Annotated in this window: 18 protein-coding genes; all 18 read left to right on the top strand. The window is 71.1% G+C overall.

What is annotated here, in order from left to right; all coding sequences use genetic code 11:
• Positions 1–24: 24 nt before the first annotated feature.
• Positions 25–1,104 (top strand): 1,2-phenylacetyl-CoA epoxidase subunit PaaA, encoded by a 1,080-nt coding sequence (gene paaA, locus ACGGAQ_RS05095; protein WP_363935457.1) that lies wholly within the window; start codon positions 25–27, stop codon positions 1,102–1,104.
• Positions 1,101–1,388, top strand: a complete 288-nt coding sequence (gene paaB, locus ACGGAQ_RS05090; protein ID WP_266248073.1) for a 1,2-phenylacetyl-CoA epoxidase subunit PaaB — start codon at positions 1,101–1,103, stop codon at positions 1,386–1,388. Before paaA ends, paaB begins: the two co-directional genes overlap by 4 nt.
• A complete protein-coding gene (paaC, locus tag ACGGAQ_RS05085; RefSeq protein ID WP_393044729.1) occupies positions 1,385–2,110 on the top strand; it encodes a 1,2-phenylacetyl-CoA epoxidase subunit PaaC in 726 nt (241 codons plus the stop codon). Before paaB ends, paaC begins: the two co-directional genes overlap by 4 nt.
• Positions 2,107–2,583 (top strand): 1,2-phenylacetyl-CoA epoxidase subunit PaaD, encoded by a 477-nt coding sequence (gene paaD, locus ACGGAQ_RS05080; RefSeq protein WP_354853870.1) that lies wholly within the window; start codon positions 2,107–2,109, stop codon positions 2,581–2,583. Before paaC ends, paaD begins: the two co-directional genes overlap by 4 nt.
• A complete protein-coding gene (gene paaE, locus ACGGAQ_RS05075; RefSeq protein WP_393044726.1) occupies positions 2,580–3,689 on the top strand; it encodes a 1,2-phenylacetyl-CoA epoxidase subunit PaaE in 1,110 nt (369 codons plus the stop codon). The genes paaD and paaE overlap by 4 nt, the downstream gene beginning before the upstream one ends.
• Positions 3,686–3,859 (top strand): hypothetical protein, encoded by a 174-nt coding sequence (locus ACGGAQ_RS05070; protein WP_393044724.1) that lies wholly within the window; start codon positions 3,686–3,688, stop codon positions 3,857–3,859. The genes paaE and ACGGAQ_RS05070 overlap by 4 nt, the downstream gene beginning before the upstream one ends.
• Before the next feature lie 79 nt (positions 3,860–3,938).
• The gene (gene mqnC / locus ACGGAQ_RS05065; protein WP_393044722.1) at positions 3,939–5,129 is read left to right on the top strand and encodes a cyclic dehypoxanthinyl futalosine synthase; all 1,191 of its coding nucleotides are present in this window, start codon (positions 3,939–3,941) and stop codon (positions 5,127–5,129) included.
• Positions 5,130–5,568: 439 nt separating this feature from the next.
• A complete protein-coding gene (locus tag ACGGAQ_RS05060) occupies positions 5,569–6,819 on the top strand; it encodes an LPXTG cell wall anchor domain-containing protein (RefSeq protein ID WP_393044720.1) in 1,251 nt (416 codons plus the stop codon).
• Between the two features lie 194 nt (positions 6,820–7,013).
• Positions 7,014–7,724, top strand: a complete 711-nt coding sequence (locus ACGGAQ_RS05055; protein ID WP_393044718.1) for a demethylmenaquinone methyltransferase — start codon at positions 7,014–7,016, stop codon at positions 7,722–7,724.
• Positions 7,725–7,792: 68 nt separating this feature from the next.
• Positions 7,793–8,017 (top strand): hypothetical protein, encoded by a 225-nt coding sequence (locus ACGGAQ_RS05050; protein WP_393044716.1) that lies wholly within the window; start codon positions 7,793–7,795, stop codon positions 8,015–8,017.
• Between the two features lie 139 nt (positions 8,018–8,156).
• Positions 8,157–9,434 carry a geranylgeranyl reductase family protein gene (locus tag ACGGAQ_RS05045; protein WP_393044714.1) on the top strand — a complete coding sequence of 426 codons (1,278 nt, stop codon included), beginning with the start codon at positions 8,157–8,159 and terminating at the stop codon, positions 9,432–9,434.
• Between the two features lie 134 nt (positions 9,435–9,568).
• The gene (locus ACGGAQ_RS05040) at positions 9,569–9,934 is read left to right on the top strand and encodes an NADH-quinone oxidoreductase subunit A (protein ID WP_007454588.1); all 366 of its coding nucleotides are present in this window, start codon (positions 9,569–9,571) and stop codon (positions 9,932–9,934) included.
• Positions 9,935–9,948: 14 nt separating this feature from the next.
• Complete coding sequence (locus tag ACGGAQ_RS05035; protein WP_354853890.1) at positions 9,949–10,626, top strand: NADH-quinone oxidoreductase subunit B family protein; 678 nt, start codon at positions 9,949–9,951, stop codon at positions 10,624–10,626.
• Positions 10,623–11,360: an NADH-quinone oxidoreductase subunit C gene (locus ACGGAQ_RS05030; RefSeq protein WP_355065343.1), complete on the top strand. Its 738-nt coding sequence runs from the start codon at positions 10,623–10,625 to the stop codon at positions 11,358–11,360. The genes ACGGAQ_RS05035 and ACGGAQ_RS05030 overlap by 4 nt, the downstream gene beginning before the upstream one ends.
• The gene (locus ACGGAQ_RS05025; RefSeq protein ID WP_355065345.1) at positions 11,357–12,682 is read left to right on the top strand and encodes an NADH-quinone oxidoreductase subunit D; all 1,326 of its coding nucleotides are present in this window, start codon (positions 11,357–11,359) and stop codon (positions 12,680–12,682) included. The genes ACGGAQ_RS05030 and ACGGAQ_RS05025 overlap by 4 nt, the downstream gene beginning before the upstream one ends.
• Complete coding sequence (gene nuoE / locus ACGGAQ_RS05020; RefSeq protein ID WP_393044711.1) at positions 12,679–13,839, top strand: NADH-quinone oxidoreductase subunit NuoE; 1,161 nt, start codon at positions 12,679–12,681, stop codon at positions 13,837–13,839. The genes ACGGAQ_RS05025 and nuoE overlap by 4 nt, the downstream gene beginning before the upstream one ends.
• Complete coding sequence (nuoF, locus tag ACGGAQ_RS05015; RefSeq protein ID WP_393044710.1) at positions 13,836–15,152, top strand: NADH-quinone oxidoreductase subunit NuoF; 1,317 nt, start codon at positions 13,836–13,838, stop codon at positions 15,150–15,152. The genes nuoE and nuoF overlap by 4 nt, the downstream gene beginning before the upstream one ends.
• On the top strand, positions 15,152–17,659 hold the full coding sequence (locus tag ACGGAQ_RS05010) for an NADH-quinone oxidoreductase subunit G (protein ID WP_393044708.1): 2,508 nt from the start codon (positions 15,152–15,154) through the stop codon (positions 17,657–17,659). The genes nuoF and ACGGAQ_RS05010 overlap by 1 nt, the downstream gene beginning before the upstream one ends.
• Positions 17,660–17,689 lie beyond the last annotated feature (30 nt).

The following is a 17,689-nucleotide window of genomic DNA, read 5'->3' as shown; positions in this document are numbered from 1 at the left end:
GCGCAAGCTGTAACACTTGTCCGCATGTATGGCAACGACTTCTCCGCCCCTGGCGACGCACCGGACGACGCGCCCGGCGCGGGCCTGCTCGGCGAGGTCGAGGCCGCCGAGGCGGAGCTGCGTGCCGCCGCCGCGCGCGAGCGCCGCGGCGGTCCCGCACCGGACGAGGACCTGGCCGCGTACTTCACCGAGGTGGTCGACGCGGAGCAGAAGATCGAGCCGCGCGACTGGATGCCCGAGGCGTACCGCCGGACGTTGATCCGGCAGATCGCCCAGCACGCCCACTCCGAGATCATCGGCATGCAGCCGGAGGGCAACTGGATCAGTCGGGCGCCCTCGCTCAAGCGCAAGGCGATCCTGCTGGCCAAGGTCCAGGACGAGGCGGGCCACGGTCTCTACCTCTACGCCGCCGCCGAGACCCTCGGCATCAGTCGCGACGAACTGGTCCAGCTGCTGCTCGACGGTAAGCAGAAGTACAGCTCGATCTTCAACTACCCCACGTTGACCTGGGCGGACGTGGGCGCGATCGGCTGGCTGGTGGACGGCGCGGCGATCGTCAACCAGGTGCCGCTGTGCCGGTGCTCCTACGGCCCGTACGCGCGGGCGATGATCCGCGTCTGCAAGGAGGAGTCGTTCCACCAGCGCCAGGGTTACGAGATCCTGCACACCCTGGCGCACGGCACTCCGGCGCAGAAGGCCATGGCCCAGGACGCGGTGGACCGCTGGTGGTACCCGTCGCTGGCCATGTTCGGCCCGCCGGACGGCGACTCCACCCACTCCGCCCAGTCGATGGCCTGGAAGATCAAGCGCTTCTCCAACGACGACCTGCGCCAACGCTTCGTCGACATGTGCGTCCAGCAGGCGGAGATCCTCGGGCTGCGCATTCCCGATGACGGCCTGCGCTGGAACGAGGAACGGCAGGCGTACGACTACAGCCAGCCCGACTACGACGAGCTGATGCAGGTCATCAAGGGCAACGGGCCGTGCAACCGGGAGCGGATGGCGCACCGCCGGGCCGCCCACGCCGACGGCGCATGGGTACGCGAGGCAGCCGCGGCGTACGCCGCCAAGCGAGCGGACAAGAGGGAGAAGGTGGCCGCGTGAGCAACGAGCACTCGCCTCTGTGGGAGGTCTTCGTGCGGGCGCGGCGCGGGCTGTCGCACACCCACGTCGGCAGCCTGCATGCCCCGGACGCCGAGCTGGCCCTGCGCAACGCCCGCGACCTCTACACCCGCCGGCAGGAGGGCGTGTCGATCTGGGTGGTGCCGGCGGGCGCGATCACCGCGTCCAGCCCGGACGAGAAGGACGCCTTCTTCGACCCGGCCGCCGACAAGGTCTACCGCCACCCGACCTTCTACGAGGTGCCGGACGGGGTGGCACACCTGTGAACGGGCCGTTCGGCTTCGCCCTCGCTCTCGGTGACGACGCGCTGATCGCCGCGCAGCGGCTGGCCGAGTGGACGACCCGCGCGCCGGAGATGGAAGAGGACATCGCGCTCGCCAACATCGCCCTCGACCAGCTCGGCGCGGCCCGCCTGCTGCTGTCGTACGCGGGTGAGCTGGAGGCGGCAGGTCGGGACGAGGACGCGCTGGCGTACCTGCGCGACGACCGCGAGTTCCGCAACGTGCTGCTGGTCGAGCTGCCCAACGGCGACTTCGCGGTGACCATGGCGAAGCTGTTCTTCCTGGCGGCGTACCAGTTGCCGCTCTACACCGCGCTCGCGTCCTGCCCGGACGAGCGGCTGGCCGCCATCGGCGCGAAGGCGCGCAAGGAGTCGGCATACCACCTGGACCACGGCGCGTTGTGGGTGAAGCGGCTCGGTGACGGCACCGAGGAGTCGCACCGCCGGATGCAGGAGGCGGTGGACCACGTCTGGCCGTACACCCATGAGCTGTTCGCCGCGGACCCGGCGGCGCCGGTCGACCCGGCGGGCCTGCGGACGGCGTTCGACGAGACCGTCGGCCCGGTGCTGGCCGAGGCGACGCTCACGCGCCCCGAGCGCGGCTGGGCGCCGACCGGCGGGCGGGCCGGCGTGCACACCGAGCACCTGTCCTACCTGCTGGCCGAGATGCAGGTGCTGCATCGCGCCCACCCCGGGGCGCAGTGGTGACCGACGCGCGAATGGCGGCGGCGAGCGTGGTGGACCCGGAGATCCGGGTGATCACCATCGACGAGCTGGGGATCCTGCGCGCGGTCGAGGAGGACCGGGCCAGTGGCCGGGTGACCGTCACCATCACCCCGACGTACACGGGCTGTCCCGCCATGGACGTGATCCGGGCCGACGTCCGACGCGCGCTGGCCGCGGCCGGTTATCCGGACGCCGAGGTGCGGACGGTCTACAGCCCCGCGTGGAGCACCGACTGGATCTCCGATGTCGGGCGGGCCAAGCTGGCCGCCGCCGGGATCGCCCCGCCGTCGCCGGCGCCCGCCCCCGGCGTGGTGGCGCTGACCCTCGCGGTCCGCTGCCCGCTCTGCGGCTCGCCGGAGACCGAGCAGGTCAGCCGGTTCGGCTCGACCGCGTGCAAAGCGTTGTGGCGCTGCCGTTCCTGCTCCGAACCCTTCGACCACCTGAAGGCGCTGTGACAGTCACCATCTCCCGGCCGGTCCGCCGCCGGCCGGCCTTCCACCCGCTGCCGGTCGCCGCCGTCGACCGGCTCACCGACGACTCGGTCGCGGTCACCTTCGCCGTACCGGAGGAGTTGCGGGAGGCGTTCGCGTTCCGCGCCGGTCAGCACCTCACCGTGCGGCGGGTGACCGACGACGGCGACGACGTGCGCCGGTCGTACTCCATCTGCTCCACCCCCGATGACCTGGCCCGGCACGGCCGGCTGCGGATCGGGGTGCGGGAGATCCCCGGCGGCGCGTTCTCGGCGTTCGCCTGCGGCGCGCTGCGCCGCGGCGACACCGTCGAGGTGATGACGCCGCTGGGCACCTTCACCACGGCGTTCGCGGCGGACCGGGTGCGGCACTACGGCGCGGTCGTCGCCGGTTCCGGCATCACCCCGGTGCTCGCGCTCGTCGGGACGGCCCTGGCCGTCGAGCCGGCCAGCACCTTCACCCTGGTGTACGGCAACCGCACGGCCAACCGGGTCATGTTCGCCGAGGAGCTGGCCGACCTGAAGGACCGCTACCCGACCCGGCTGCACCTGGTGCACGTGCTGTCCCGCGAGCAGGGTGAGTCGCCGCTGCTCTCCGGGCGGATCGACGCCGAACGGCTGGAGCGCCTGCTGGGCACCATCGTGCCGGGCGACGTCATCGAGGAGTGGTTCCTCTGCGGCCCGTACGGCATGGTCGTCGACGCCCGGGACGTGCTGACCGCGCGCGGGCTGCCGGAGTCGGCGGTGCACACCGAGCTGTTCCACGTCGACGCGCCACCGGAGCCGGTGGCCCGCCCCGCCGACCAGCCCGGCACCGGTTCGGACGTCACCATCGTGCTGGACGGTCGGTCGTCGAGCTTCACGATGGGCCGCGAGGAGCGGGTGCTGGACGCCGCGCTCAAGGTGCGCGGCGAGCTGCCGTACGCCTGCAAGGGCGGCGTCTGCTCGACCTGCAAGGCGAAGGTCGTCGACGGGGCGGTCACGATGGCCCGCAACTATGCCCTGGAGCCCGACGAGCTGGCCGCCGGCTACGTGCTGACCTGCCAGTCCAGCCCGACCACCGACAAGCTCACCGTCGACTACGACGCGTGACCGACGATCGGCAGTTCGTGGAACGGTTCGCCGAGGTGACCGGGGGTCGGCGTCCGGCGCGGCGTGAGATGCCGTGGTGGGAGGCGTACGTGCCGGCGTGGGCGGGCCCGGTGCTCGCCGCCGAGCTGCGGGACACCTACGACATACGCATCGAGGTGCGCGGGAGCTGACCGGCTGCGGCTGTGGACCGTGCCGCACCTCGACGGGGCCAGGCGGTCGAGCCGGGTGAGGCGACGTAGGCTCGGGGTTGTGACGGTGAGCCGGGAGATCGACGACATCCTGCAGCGTGGCGCGGACGGCGGGCGGATCACGCCCGAGGAGGCCCTGCTGCTCTACACCGAGGCGCCCTTCCACGCGCTGGGCGAGGCGGCGGACGCGGTGCGCCGACGGCGTTATCCGGACAACGTCGTCACCTACCTGATCGATCGCAACATCAACTACACGAACGTCTGTGTGACGGCGTGCAAGTTCTGCGCGTTCTACCGGGCGCCGAAGCACGCCGAGGGGTGGACCCACCCGACGGAGGAGATCCTGCGTCGCTGCGGCGAGGCGGTCGAGCTGGGCGCCACCCAGGTGATGCTCCAGGGCGGCCACCACCCGGACTACGGCGTCGAGTACTACGAGGAGCTGTTCTCCTCGGTCAAGCAGGCGTACCCGCAGCTGGCCATCCACTCGATCGGGCCGAGCGAGATCCTGCACATGGCCAAGGTCTCCGGCGTGAGCCTGGACGAGGCCATCGCCCGGATCAAGGCCGCCGGCCTGGACTCGATCGCCGGTGCCGGCGCGGAGATGCTGCCCGAGCGCCCGCGCAAGGCCATCGCCCCGCTCAAGGAGTCGGGTGAGCGCTGGCTGGAGGTCATGGAGCTGGCCCACCGGCAGGGCGTCGAGTCGACCGCGACCATGATGATGGGCACCGGTGAGACGCACGCCGAGCGGATCGAGCACCTGCGGATGATCCGCGATGTGCAGGACCGCACCCGAGGGTTCCGATCGTTCATTCCGTGGACGTACCAGCCGGAGAACAACCACCTCAAGGGTCGCACCCAGGCGACCACGCTGGAGTACCTGCGCCTGGTCGCGGTGGCCCGGCTCTTCTTCGAGACCGTGCCGCACCTGCAGGCGTCCTGGCTGACCACCGGCAAGGACGTCGGTCAGTTGTCGCTGCACATGGGCGTGGACGACCTCGGCTCGATCATGTTGGAGGAGAACGTCATCTCCTCGGCCGGCGCCCGGCACCGCTCCAACCTGCACGAGCTGATCGGCATGATCCGCTCCGCCGACCGGATCCCGGCCCAGCGGGACACCCTCTACAACCGTTTGGCGGTGCACCACACGCCGGCCGACGACCCGACCGACGAGCGGGTGGTCTCGCACTTCTCCTCGATCGCGCTGCCCGGCGGCGGCGCGGGCCGCTCGCTGCCGCTGGTCGAGGTCAACTGAGGTCGATCCCGCCCCCACCGTTCGGCTGACCGGGGGTCATGCTCCCGCCCGGCCACGGCGGCGGTACGGGTGGTCCCCGCCGTCGCACCGTCAGGCTGCCCGCCACGGGGGTGGTGGAGATGATCGGCGGCCGCTACCGTCCCGCCTCGTATCCGTCGTCACCCCGGGTGGCACGGATCGCTGGAATCGGCCCGACCGCCCGGGTGACGGTGATCTGATGGGCTGGTCAGGGAGTGTCCTCCATCGGCCCATGAGGGTCGTTCATATAACGCACGGCGGTACGGGCGGGATGGGTGACCATTCCGCCCGTTCCGTGTGCCGGGTCCAGTCCGGACGGTTGAAAACCGTCCGCCACGCTGGCGTGGGAGATCGACCTCCGATAACGTCCGCTCGGTTCCACAACCATTCATTCTCTTCTTCCCTAAACCCCGGGGGACTGATGACAGCGTTCCACCGCTCGACGCTGGCTCGTGTCGGCGTCGTGGCACTGCTCGCGGCCGGTGGCCTGGCCACCGTTGCCGCCCCGGCGCAGGCCGCCGACCAGGCTGACCTGGCCCTGGTGCCCCTCAGCTATGAGCTGGCCCAGGGCGTCAAGGCGGCCAAGGCGAAGCCGTTCAAGTTTCAGGTCGACAACACCCGCAGCTCGGTCGACGCCAAGGACGTCCGGGTCACCGTGGAGACGAAGGGCCTGAAGAACCGCAAGGTCGGCGTGCTCACCCCGGACGGGTGCGACGTCACCGGCACGACCTTCACCTGCCTGCTCGGCGATCTGGCGGCCGGCACCACCGAGGACTTCGGCATCCCGCTCTTCTCGACCGGCGGTCGCGGTGACGCCGGCACGCTTGTGGTCACCATCAGCTCGGCCACCGCCGACCCCAACCCGGGTGACAACACGGTGCGGCACGACATCACCGTCGCCAAGCCCGGTTACGACCTGACGTCCTGGGTGCAGGATGTCTACGCCGACGTGACGGTGGACGGCGACGAGACGGGCGAGGCCGGTCTCAAGCCGGTCAAGCGCGGCGAGACCGCGCCACTCGACTGGGCGGTCTACAACGACGGCAGCCGCAAGGCGACAGGCGTTGCGTACGGCATCACCCTCCCGGCGGGCGTCACCTTCGCCGAACTGCCGGACGGCTGCGTCGAGCAGCCGCTGGGTGGCTTCGCGAACGCGTACTGCGAGGACACCGGCGTGGTGCTGAAGCCGGGGCAGTTCTACACCGCCGATGTGCGGGTGAAGGTCGGCGCGGACGTCACCGAGTCGGTGCTCCGGCCCGGTTTCCTCTGGGCCGCCGGCCTGGCGGCCGCTGAGGGCAGCCCCGAGGAGCAGCCGCAGGTGGCCTCCAGCGCGCAGCGTCGGGCGTTCACCGAGACCGACGAGGTGGACAACACCGCTCAGTTCGACGTCTTCGTCGACCTGAGCGTGCAGCCGACCCCGACCCCGACGCCGACGGCCACGCCGACGGCGACTCCGACGCCGGGCGGCACGACGACGCCGGGCACGACCACGTCGCCGACCACTGGTGGCGGTGGTTCCGGTGGCGGTGGGCTGCCGGTGACCGGTGTGCAGGCCGGCCTGATCGGCGGCATCGGCGGTCTGATCCTGCTCGCGGGCGGGGCGCTGCTGGTGCTCTCCCGCCGCCGCAAGGTCGTCCTGGTCGCCCCGGGCGACGAGACCACGACCGACTGACGTCGGCACGATCTGAGATAGGCACGATCTGACGTAGGCACGACGCGAGGGCGGGGTGGGCGACCACCCCGCCCTTTCGCCTGCCGGGCCGCGCGGTCGTCCGCCGCCGGCGGCCGCGTCGACGCTTCCGGTCGCCGATGGGGTACGCGGACCCAGCGGCCGAGGGCTTGAGCGTGGCTGGCAGAGTGGAGCGGGTGAGCCGTACACCGCAGGGCCAGCGCGCCAGCCTGGACAAGCAACCGCACGAGGTCGCCGCGATGTTCGACGGCGTGGCCGAGCGCTACGACCTGACCAACACGGTGCTCTCCGTCGGTCAGGACCGCTCCTGGCGGCGGGCCACCCGCGCGGCGCTCGGGCTGCGGCCGGGCGAGCGGGTGCTGGACGTGGGCGCCGGCACCGGCGTGTCGACGCGCGAGCTGGCCCAGTCCGGGGCGTACGCGGTCGGGGCCGACCTGTCCCTGGGCATGCTGTACGCGGGCAAGCGGGTCCGTCCCGAGGTGCCGCTGCTGGCCGGGGACGCGCTGCGACTGCCGTTCGCGGACGCGAGCTTCGACGCGGTGACCATCTCCTTCGCGCTGCGCAACGTCAACGACACCGACGCGGCCCTGCGCGAGCTGGCCCGGGTCACCCGGCCGGGTGGACGGCTGGTGGTGTGCGAGTTCAGCACCCCGGTCAACCCGGCCTTCCGGACGGTCTATCTGTCGTACCTGATGCGGTCGCTGCCGGTGGTCGCCCGCGCGGTGTCGAGCAACCCCGAGGCGTACGTCTACCTGGCGGAGTCGGTCCGGGCCTGGCCGGACCAGGCCGCGTTGGCCGGGCGGGTCGCCGCGGCCGGGTGGGGTCGAGTGGCGTGGCGCAACCTGACCGGCGGCGTGGTCGCGCTGCACCGGGGGATCCGTCAGTAGCACGCGAGACGCTCACACGTTTCAGTAATATCCGACTTTAGTCCACTTTGCCCCGTACGCTCTTCCGCATGACCGGAGCAGACCGGGTGAACCCGGTGGCCGCCACCGACGACGACGCGGCCGAACTCATCGCGCAACTGCGCGCGCTGGCCGGCGCGGATCCGGCGGACGTCCGGCAGGTGGTCGCCGAGGTGCTGGCCGCGCTGGACCGGGCGGCCGGTGGCGCGTTGCGGGAGCATCTGCCGGAGGCGATCCGGGTCGACGCGGGCCTGGACGCCTCCCGATCGGCCTGACACTCGCCTGCTGTGGACGGTCGCCGACTGTCACATCGGCGAGTTAGGTACCCCTGATCCTGCGCAGGTATGACGCCGGTCATACACTCGTCCCGTCTGGCTTGTGAAGCATTTCACGAGCGTGCGGGAGGAGGCGCGAATGACCGCGGTGGAACACGACGCCGACGTCATCGTCGTTGGCGCCGGTCCCGGTGGATCGGCGACTGCGTACCACCTGGCCCGGCACGGCGTACGGGTGTTGGTGTTGGAGAAGACCGAGTTCCCCCGGGAGAAGGTCTGCGGCGACGGGCTGACCCCGCGCGCGGTGCGCCAGCTCATCCGGATGGGCGTGGACACCTCGCCCGAGGCCGGCTGGCTGCACAACAAGGGCCTGCGGGTGATCGGCGGCGGCGTACGCCTGGAACTGGAATGGCCCGAGCTGGCCAGCTTCCCCAACTACGGCCTGGTCCGCACCCGACTGGACTTCGACGATCTGCTCGCCCAGCGGGCGGTCGCGGCCGGCGCCAAACTGCGGACCAACGTCAACGTGCTGGGCCCGGTGCTCGACGGCGACGGCCGGGTGATCGGCGTCGAGGCGGAGGTGGGGCCCGGCAAGGAGCCCGCCACCTTCCACGCCCCGCTGGTCGTGGCGGCCGACGGGGTCTCCGGTCGGTTCCCGCTCGCGCTCGGGCTGGCCAAGCGGGAGGACCGGCCGATCGGCGTGGCCGTCCGCCGCTACTACCACTCCCCGGTCAAGCACGACGACGACTACCTGGAGTCGTGGCTGGAGCTGCGCAGCAAGGACAGCGGCGACAACCTGCTGCCCGGGTACGGCTGGATCTTCGGGCTCGGTGACGGGCGGGTCAACGTCGGCCTCGGCGTGCTCAACTCGTCGTCCGCGTTCGGCAAGACCAACTACCGCCGGCTGCTCACCGACTGGCTGGCCAACACGCCCGCCGACTGGGGCATGACCGACGAGGCCAACGCCGACGGTCCGATCCTCGGCGCCGCGCTGCCGATGGGCTTCAACCGGGTGCCGCACTACACCCGCGGCGTCCTGCTCGTCGGCGACTCCGGCGGGATGGTCAACCCGTTCAACGGTGAGGGCATCGCGTACGCCATGGAGTCCGGCGAGCTGGCCGCGGAGGTGGCGGTGCAGGCCCTCGCGCGTCCCGCCGGGCCGGAGCGCGAGCGGGCGCTACTGGCGTACCCGAACGAGCTGAAGGCCCGCCTCGGCGGCTACTACCGACTCGGCGGCATCTTCGTGAAGCTGATCGGCCGTCCGGAGATCATGCGGATCGCCACCAAGCACGGCATGCCCCACCCGACGCTGATGCGTTTCGTGCTCAAGTTGTTGGCCAATCTGACCGACCCCCGCGGTGGGGACGCGATGGACCGGGTCATCAACGCAATGACGAAAGCTGCGCCAGCCGTCTAGAGCGACGGCATCGGTGCTGGTCACAGCCCCGACGCCGACAAAGATCGACCCCCGCCGGCAGCCACCGCGAGGGACGTGAATAGTGTGATTTTCGTCAAGCACCGAGGGCAGGGAAGGACGAGCAGGAGAAAACGATGTCGCTCTCGCCTTACGCACCGATCATCGGGCTGTTCGCCCTCGCCGCGGCGTTCTCGCTGTTCTCTGTCGGCGCCGCCCGCTTCGCTGGTCCCCGTCGTTACAACAAGGCCAAACTCGAGGCTTACGAGTGCGGCATCGAGCCCAGCCCTCAGCCGGTCGGCGGCGGGCGGTTCCCGATCAAGTTCTACCTGACGGCGATGCTCTTCATCGTCTTCGACATCGAGATCATCTTCCTCTACCCCTGGGCGGTCTCGTTCGACGCTCTGCCGATCTTCGGCTTCGTGGAGATGGTCCTGTTCATCGTCGCGGTCTTCGTCGCGTACGCCTATGTGTGGCGGCGCGGCGGCCTGGACTGGGACTGAGGAAGGAACGTCAGATGGGCATCGAGGAGAAGCTCCCCGCCGGCGTCCTGCTCACCTCGGTGGAGAAGCTGGTCAACTGGTCCCGGAAGTCGTCCGTGTGGGGCGCCACCTTCGGCCTGGCCTGCTGCGCCATCGAGATGATGGCCGCCGGTGGTCCGCACTACGACATGGGCCGCTGGGGCATGGAGGTCTTCCGGGCCTCGCCCCGGCAGGCCGACCTGATGATCGTGGCCGGCCGGGTGAGCCAGAAGATGGCACCGGTGCTGCGCCAGATCTACGACCAGATGGCCGAGCCCCGCTGGGTGCTCTCCATGGGCGTCTGCGCCAGCAGCGGCGGCATGTTCAACAACTACGCGATCGTGCAGGGCGTCGACCACGTCGTGCCGGTTGACATGTACCTGCCCGGCTGCCCGCCCCGGCCGGAGATGCTCATCGACGCGATCCTCAAGCTCCGCGAGAAGATCATGTATGAGCCGCTGGGTCCGAACGGTCGCAAGATGCTGGCGGCCCGCCAGGAGCGCGGCGACGTTCCGGTCGTGCCGTACGGCTCCATGCCGTCCTCGTACCGCAACGACAAGGCCCGGCGTGCCGAGTGGACCCAGGCGGTCCGCGAGGGACGCGAGGAGCAGTTGCGGATCGAGAACTGGATGAACGCCCAGAACCACCTTCACGCGCACAGGGGCCCGAAGTGACCGCACCGAACGACAGGAACAACGACGGGGGTGTGCCGGTGCCGGTCACCCCGGCCGGCGCCAGCGGCACCGCCCCGGCCGAGTACCCGCCGTCCAGCCCGGCGGGGCGCGGCATGTTCGGCAACCAGGGCACCGGCGACGTGTCCGGCTACGGCGGCCTGGTCCGCCAGCGCCAGCCCATCGAGGAGGCGCCCCGGCCGTACGGGGGGTACTTCGACGAGGTCCGCGATGCCCTCGAAGAGGCGTACCCGGCCTTCGGCGACGCGATCGAGAAGGTGGTCGTCGACCGGGGTGAGTTGACCCTGCACGTCCGCCCGGAGCGGATCGCCGAGGTCTGCCAGGTGCTGCGGGACGACCTGGCGCTGCGCTTCGAGCTGTGCTCCTCGGTGTCCGGGGTGGACTACCTCGGCGCCGACGAGCGCCGGCTGCACGTGGTCTACCTGCTCACGTCGATGACCTACCGACGTCGGATCCGGCTGGAGGCCGCGGTCTCCGTCGAGTCGCCGCACCTGCCCAGCGTCACCGCCATCTACCCGACGGCGGACTGGCAGGAGCGGGAGGCGTACGACATGTTCGGCATCGTCTTCGACGGCCACCCCAACCTGACCCGGATCCTCATGCCGGACGACTGGGAGGGCCACCCGCAGCGCAAGGACTACCCGCTCGGTGGCGTGCCTGTCGAGTACAAGGGCGCCGAGATCCCGCCGCCGGACCGCAGGAGGTCGTACCAGTGACCACGTCGAACTACGCGACCGAACGCGAGACCACCGAGGGCAGGGTCTTCACCGTCACCGGTGGGGACTGGGACACGGTCGTCTCGGGCACCGACCCGATCAACGACGAGCGGATCGTGGTCAACATGGGTCCGCAGCACCCGTCCACGCACGGGGTGCTGCGGCTGATCCTGGAGCTGGAGGGCGAGACGGTCCGCGAGGCCCGCTCGGTCGTCGGCTACCTGCACACCGGCATCGAGAAGAACCTCGAGTACCGCAACTGGGTCCAGGGTTCGACGTTCGTGACCCGGATGGACTACCTCTCCCCGATCTTCAACGAGACGGCGTACGCCCTCGCGGTCGAGAAGCTGCTCGGCATCACCGACGACGTCACCGAGCGCGCCACCACCATCCGCGTGCTGATGATGGAGCTCAACCGGATCTCGTCGCACCTGGTCTGGCTGGCCACCACCGGCATGGAGCTGGGCGCGATCTCGATCATGCTGTACGGATTCCGCGAGCGGGAGTACATCCTCGACATCTTCGAGACCATCACCGGCCTGCGGATGAACCACGCGTACGTCCGGCCGGGCGGTGTCGCGCAGGACGTGCCGGACGAGGCGATCGTCAAGATCCGCGAGTTCCTGAAGATGATGCCGAAGAAGCTCAAGGAGTACGAGGACCTGCTCTCCGGTCAGCCGATCTGGCTCGAACGGACGAAGAACGTCGCGGTGCTGGACGTGACCGGCTGCGTGGCGCTCGGCATCACCGGTCCGGTGCTGCGCTCGGCCGGGCTCGCCTGGGACCTGCGCAAGACCATGCCGTACTGCGGCTACGAGACGTACGAGTTCGACGTGCCGACCCACCCCGACGGCGACGTGTGGGGCCGCTACCAGGTGCGTCTCGCCGAGATCCGCGAGTCGATGAAGCTGGTCGAGCAGGCGTTGGACCGGCTGCGGCCGGGCCCGGTGATGGTCGCCGACCGCAAGATCGCGTGGCCCGCGCAGCTCGCCATCGGCGTCGACGGCATGGGCAACTCGCTGGAGCACGTCGCGAAGATCATGGGTCAGTCGATGGAGTCGCTGATCCACCACTTCAAGCTGGTGACCGAGGGCTTCCGGGTCCCGCCCGGCCAGGTGTACGTCGGCATCGAGTCGCCGCGCGGCGAGTTGGGCGTACACGCGGTCTCCGACGGCGGCACCCGGCCGTACCGGGTGCACTACCGGGAGCCGAGCTTCGTCAACCTCCAGGCCCTCCCGGCGATGGCCGAGGGCGGCCTCATCGCCGACGTGATCGCCGGCGGCGCCTCGCTGGACCCCGTGATGGGTGGTTGTGACCGATGAGTGTTTTCACTGACGAGACGCGGGAGCGGGCGCGCGAGATCATCGCCCGTTATCCGGCGGACCGGTCCCGCTCGGCGCTGCTGCCGCTGCTGCACCTGGTCCAGGCGGAGGAGGGGTACGTCTCCCCGGCCGGGGTCACGTTCTGCGCCGAGGTGCTCGGGCTGAACAAGGCCCAGGTCGGCGCGGTGGCCACCTTCTACACGATGTACAAGCGCAAGCCGACCGGTGAGTTCCTGGTCAGCGTCTGCACCAACACCATGTGCAACGTGCTGGGCGGCCAGGAGGTCTACGACACCCTCGTCGAGCATCTGGGTGTCGGGCACGACGAGACGACCGCGGACGGCACGATCACGCTGGAGCACGCCGAGTGCCTGGCGGCCTGCGACTACGGCCCGGTGATGACCGTCAACTACGACTTCTTCGACCGGGTGGATCCGTCCACGGCGGTCGGCGTTGTCGACGAGTTGCGCGCAGGTGGCCGACCGATGCCGACGCGCGGCGCGCGGCTCTGCACGCTCAAGGAGATGGCGGTGCAGCTCGCCGGTTTCGCCGACGAGCGCGACGGCGCCGTCGCCGACGGCGGGCCGGGCGAGCCGACCCTGCGCGGTCTGCGGCTGGCGCAGGAGCACAACGTCTCGGTGCCGGGCTTCGACCCGAACACCCCGATCCGCAGCAAGGCCGAGGCCGACAAGGCCGCCGCCGAGGCGAAGGCGAAGGCGGAGGCCGCCAAGCCGGCACCCGCCGAGGCCAGCGCGGCACCGGTCAAGGGCGGCGACGGGGCGTCCGCCCCGACCGGGGTCGCCGAGCCGGCGAAGCCGGAGGCCGCGACCGGCAGCACCGCACCCGACGTGAAGGCACCGGACGACAAGTCGCCGCAGGTGCGTACCGCCGAGACCCGGCAGCCGGACGCGGGCACGGCGGTGCCGGACGCTCCCGGCACCAAGGTTCCGGTGGACGGCACCGGCACCGCGCCCGAAGCTGGCGACGCGCGGTCGGCCGAGGCCGCTGGCACGGCGGCCAACCCGCCGGCCGGCGACGGCAAGCCCGCCGGCGACGAGGCCGGGGCGCAGGAGCGCAACCTCACCGAAGCGAAGGCCGGAACGGACGCCGACGGCGCCGCACCGGCGGACGCGAGCGAAACGGGGGCCCAGAAGTGACCACTCCCCGCCCGGAGACGCTGGCCAAGCTGACGCCGGTGCTGACCAAGCGCTGGCTGTCGCCGGACGCCTGGCGGATCGGCACGTACGAGCAGCTCGACGGCTACGCCGCGCTGCGCAAGGCGCTCAAGGCCCACCCGGACGACCTGATCCAGCTGATCAAGGATTCCGGGCTGCGCGGTCGGGGTGGCGCCGGCTTCCCGACCGGCCTCAAGTGGGGCTTCATCCCGCAGGGCGACGGCAAGCCGCACTACCTGGTGGTCAACGCCGACGAGGGCGAGCCGGGCACCTGCAAGGACCTGCCGCTGATGACCCACGACCCGCACGCGCTGGTCGAGGGCGTGATCATCGCGTCGTACGCGATCCGGGCCAGCCGCGCGTACATCTACATCCGGGGCGAGGCGGTGCACGCCGCGCGCCGGCTGCGCAACGCGGTCCAGGAGGCGTACGACAAGGGCTACCTCGGCCGCAACATCCTGCGCAGCGGCTACGACCTGGAGCTGGTGGTGCACTCCGGCGCCGGGGCGTACATCTGCGGCGAGGAGACGGCGCTGCTGGACTCGCTGGAGGGGTTCCGGGGTCAGCCCCGGCTGCGCCCGCCGTTCCCGGCCACCCACGGCCTGTACGCGAGCCCGACGGTGGTCAACAACGTCGGCACGATCGCCAGCGTGCCGCCGATCGTGCTCGGTGGGGCCGACTGGTGGAAGACCATGGGCACCGAGAAGTCCTCCGGGCCGATGATCTACTCGCTCTCCGGCCGCATCAACAACCCGGGCCAGTACGAGTGCTCGATGGGCGTCACGCTCCGCGAACTGCTGGAGCTGGCCGGTGGCATGCAGCCGGGCCACAACCTGAAGTTCTGGACCCCGGGCGGATCGTCCACCCCGCTGCTCGCCGCCGAGCACCTGGACGTGCCACTGGACTTCGAGGGGGTGGCGGCGGCCGGCTCGATCCTCGGCACCACGGCCACCCAGATCTTCTCCGACCAGGACTGCCCGGTCTACGCGACGTACCGGTGGCTGGAGTTCTACCACCACGAGTCGTGCGGCAAGTGCACCCCGTGCCGCGAGGGCAACTACTGGATGGTCCGGGTCTACCGGCGGATCCTGGCGGGTCAGGGCACCCACGAGGACCTGGACACCCTGCTGGACACCTGCGACAACATCCTCGGCCGCTCGTTCTGCGGCCTCGGTGACGGCGCGACCAGCTCGGTGACCTCCTCGCTGAAGTACTTCAAGCAGGACTACCTCGACTACATCGAGGGACGTACCGCACCCAAGCTGTCGGAGAAGACCCTGGTAGGGGCGCACTGATGACCGACGTAGCCAAGCAGACCGAAACCGTCACCCTCACCATCGACGGCGTCGAGGTCACCGCCCCGAAGGGGACGCTGCTGATCCGGGTCGCCGAGCAGATGGGCACCGAGATCCCCCGGTTCTGCGACCACCCGCTGCTGGCCCCGGCCGGCGCGTGCCGCCAGTGCCTGGTCGAGGTGGAGGGGCAGCGCAAGCCGGTCGCCTCCTGCACCCAGACCGTCGCCGACGGCATGGTGGTCCGCACGCAGCTCACCTCGCCGGTCGCCCAGAAGGCGCAGGAGGGGGTGATGGAGCTGCTGCTGCTCAATCACCCTCTGGACTGCCCCATGTGTGACAAGGGCGGCGAGTGCCCCCTGCAGAACCAGGCGATGTCCACCGGCCGCACCGATTCGCGCTTCCACGAGCACAAGCGGGAGTACGAGAAGCCGATGGCGATCAGCAGCCAGGTGCTGCTGGACCGCGAGCGCTGCGTGCTCTGCCAGCGGTGCACCCGGTTCTCCGAGGAGATCGCCGGCGACAAGTTCATCGACCTGATGGGCCGGTCGTCCGCCGAGGAGATCAACATCTACCGGGACGACGCGTACGGCGAGCAGGGCGACGCCGGGGACGTGCCGTTCAACTCCTACTTCTCCGGCAACACCGTGCAGATCTGCCCGGTGGGCGCTCTGACCGGCGCGCAGTACCGGTTCCGGGCCCGCCCGTTCGACCTGGTGTCCAGCCCGAGCGTCTGCGAGCACTGCTCGGCCGGCTGCGGGCAGCGCACCGACTGGCGGCGCGGCAAGGTGCTGCGCCGGCTCGCCGGTGACGAGCCGGCGGTGAACGAGGAGTGGAACTGCGACAAGGGCCGCTGGGGTTTCCAGTACACCCGGGCTGCCGAGCGACTGACCAACCCGCTGGTCCGCGACGAGCACACCGGTGAGCTGCGGGAGGCGTCCTGGAGTGAGGCGCTGACCAGGGCTGCCGAGGGGCTGCACGCGGCCCGCGAGAGCGGCCAGGGCACGGCGGTGCTCACCGGCGGTCGGCTGACAGTCGAGGACGCCTACGCGTACGCCAAGTTCGCCCGGGTCGCGCTGAACACCAACGACATCGACTTCCGGGCCCGCCCGGTCTCCCGCGAGGAGGCCGACTTCCTGGCCAGCTCGGTCGCCGGGGTCACCGACGTCACCTACACCGACGTGGAGAACGCGCCGGCGGTGGTGCTGGTCGGCCTGGAGCCGGAGGAGGAGTGCCCGATCCTCTTCCTGCGGCTGCGCAAGGCGTACCTGAAGAAGACCCTGACGGTGTACGCGCTGGCGCCGTTCGCCACCCGCGGCCTGGAGAAGCTCGGCGCCAAGCTGGCCCGGGTCGTGCCGGGCGAGGAGGCCAGCGTGCTGGCCGAGCACGCCACGGTCAGCGAGGCGCTCAGCGCCCCGGGCGCGATCCTCATCGTCGGTGAGCGGCTGGCCAGCGTGCCGGGTGGGCTCTCCGCCGCGGCGGACGTGGCTCGCCGTACCGGCGCGAAGCTGGCCTGGGTGCCCCGGCGCGCGGGTGACCGCGGCGCGGTCGACGCCGGCTGCCTGCCCAACCTGCTCCCCGGTGGCCGGCTGGTCACCGAGCCGGCCGCGCGGGCCGAGCTGGGCGAGGCGTGGGACATCCCGGCCGGGGTGATCCCGAGCCAGGCCGGTCGGGACACCGACGGCATCCTGGCGGCTGCGGCCAACGGGCAGCTCGGCGCGCTGGTGGTCGGCGGTGTCGACCCGGCCGACCTGGCCGACCCGCGGCTGGCCGAGACCGCTCTGGACGCGGTGCCGTTCCTGGTCAGCCTGGAACTGCGCGCGAGCGCGGTGACCCGGCGGGCCGACGTGGTGCTGCCGGTGGCCCCGGTGGTCGAGAAGGCCGGCAGCTTCCTGGACTGGGAGGGTCGCCTGCGTCCGTTCGAGGCGGTGCTGAACACCGCCGCGATGACCGACGGCCGGGTGCTCGACGCGCTGGCCGCCCTGCTCGACGTGCGGCTCGGCACCGCCGACGTGCCGAGTGTGCGTCGGGAGCTGGGCTCGCTGCCGGCCACGCGCACGTCCCGGCCGTCCGCGCCGTCGGTGTCGCCCGGGACGGTGCCGCACCCGCGTGCCGGGGAGGCCGTGCTGGCGACCTGGCACCAGCTGGTCGACCTCGGCACCCTGACCGACGGCGACGAGCACCTCGCCGGCACCGCCCGCCCGCCGGTCGTCCGGCTGGGCAAGGGCACCGCCGAGGCACTCGGTGTGGCCGACGGGGACGCGGTCACGGTGGGCACCGACCGCGGGGCGCTGACCCTGCCGGCGGAGCTGACCGAGATGCCGGACGGCGTCGTCTGGCTGCCGACCAACTCACCCGGTTCGACAGTGCGGCGCAGCCTCGGGGCGACGTCCGGCACGGTCGTCCGGATCTCCGTTCCCGCACCGAGCGCGACCGTTCCGGCCGGGCGGGTCGCGGCGGACGAGGCCGGTCTTCCGGGTCCGCTCCTCAACACTGGGGGTAACCAGTGAGCGCGAGGAGTGAACGAGCGCAGCGAGTGA

Origin of the sequence: Micromonospora sp. NPDC047557 (assembly GCF_043205095.1) — a bacterium.
Lineage (GTDB): Bacteria > Actinomycetota > Actinomycetes > Mycobacteriales > Micromonosporaceae > Micromonospora.
The sequence above is the reverse complement of the archived record's forward strand: the minus strand, read 5'-3'. Positions and strand labels throughout refer to the sequence as shown.

Coding starts and splice junctions, on each gene's coding strand:
- paaA (WP_363935457.1), top strand. CDS start 25: ATGTATGGCAACGACTTCTCCGCCCCTGGCGACGCACCGGACGACGCG.
- ACGGAQ_RS05060 (WP_393044720.1), top strand. CDS start 5,569: ATGACAGCGTTCCACCGCTCGACGCTGGCTCGTGTCGGCGTCGTGGCA.
- ACGGAQ_RS05050 (WP_393044716.1), top strand. CDS start 7,793: ATGACCGGAGCAGACCGGGTGAACCCGGTGGCCGCCACCGACGACGAC.
- ACGGAQ_RS05045 (WP_393044714.1), top strand. CDS start 8,157: ATGACCGCGGTGGAACACGACGCCGACGTCATCGTCGTTGGCGCCGGT.
- ACGGAQ_RS05040 (WP_007454588.1), top strand. CDS start 9,569: ATGTCGCTCTCGCCTTACGCACCGATCATCGGGCTGTTCGCCCTCGCC.
- ACGGAQ_RS05035 (WP_354853890.1), top strand. CDS start 9,949: ATGGGCATCGAGGAGAAGCTCCCCGCCGGCGTCCTGCTCACCTCGGTG.
- nuoE (WP_393044711.1), top strand. CDS start 12,679: ATGAGTGTTTTCACTGACGAGACGCGGGAGCGGGCGCGCGAGATCATC.
- ACGGAQ_RS05010 (WP_393044708.1), top strand. CDS start 15,152: ATGACCGACGTAGCCAAGCAGACCGAAACCGTCACCCTCACCATCGAC.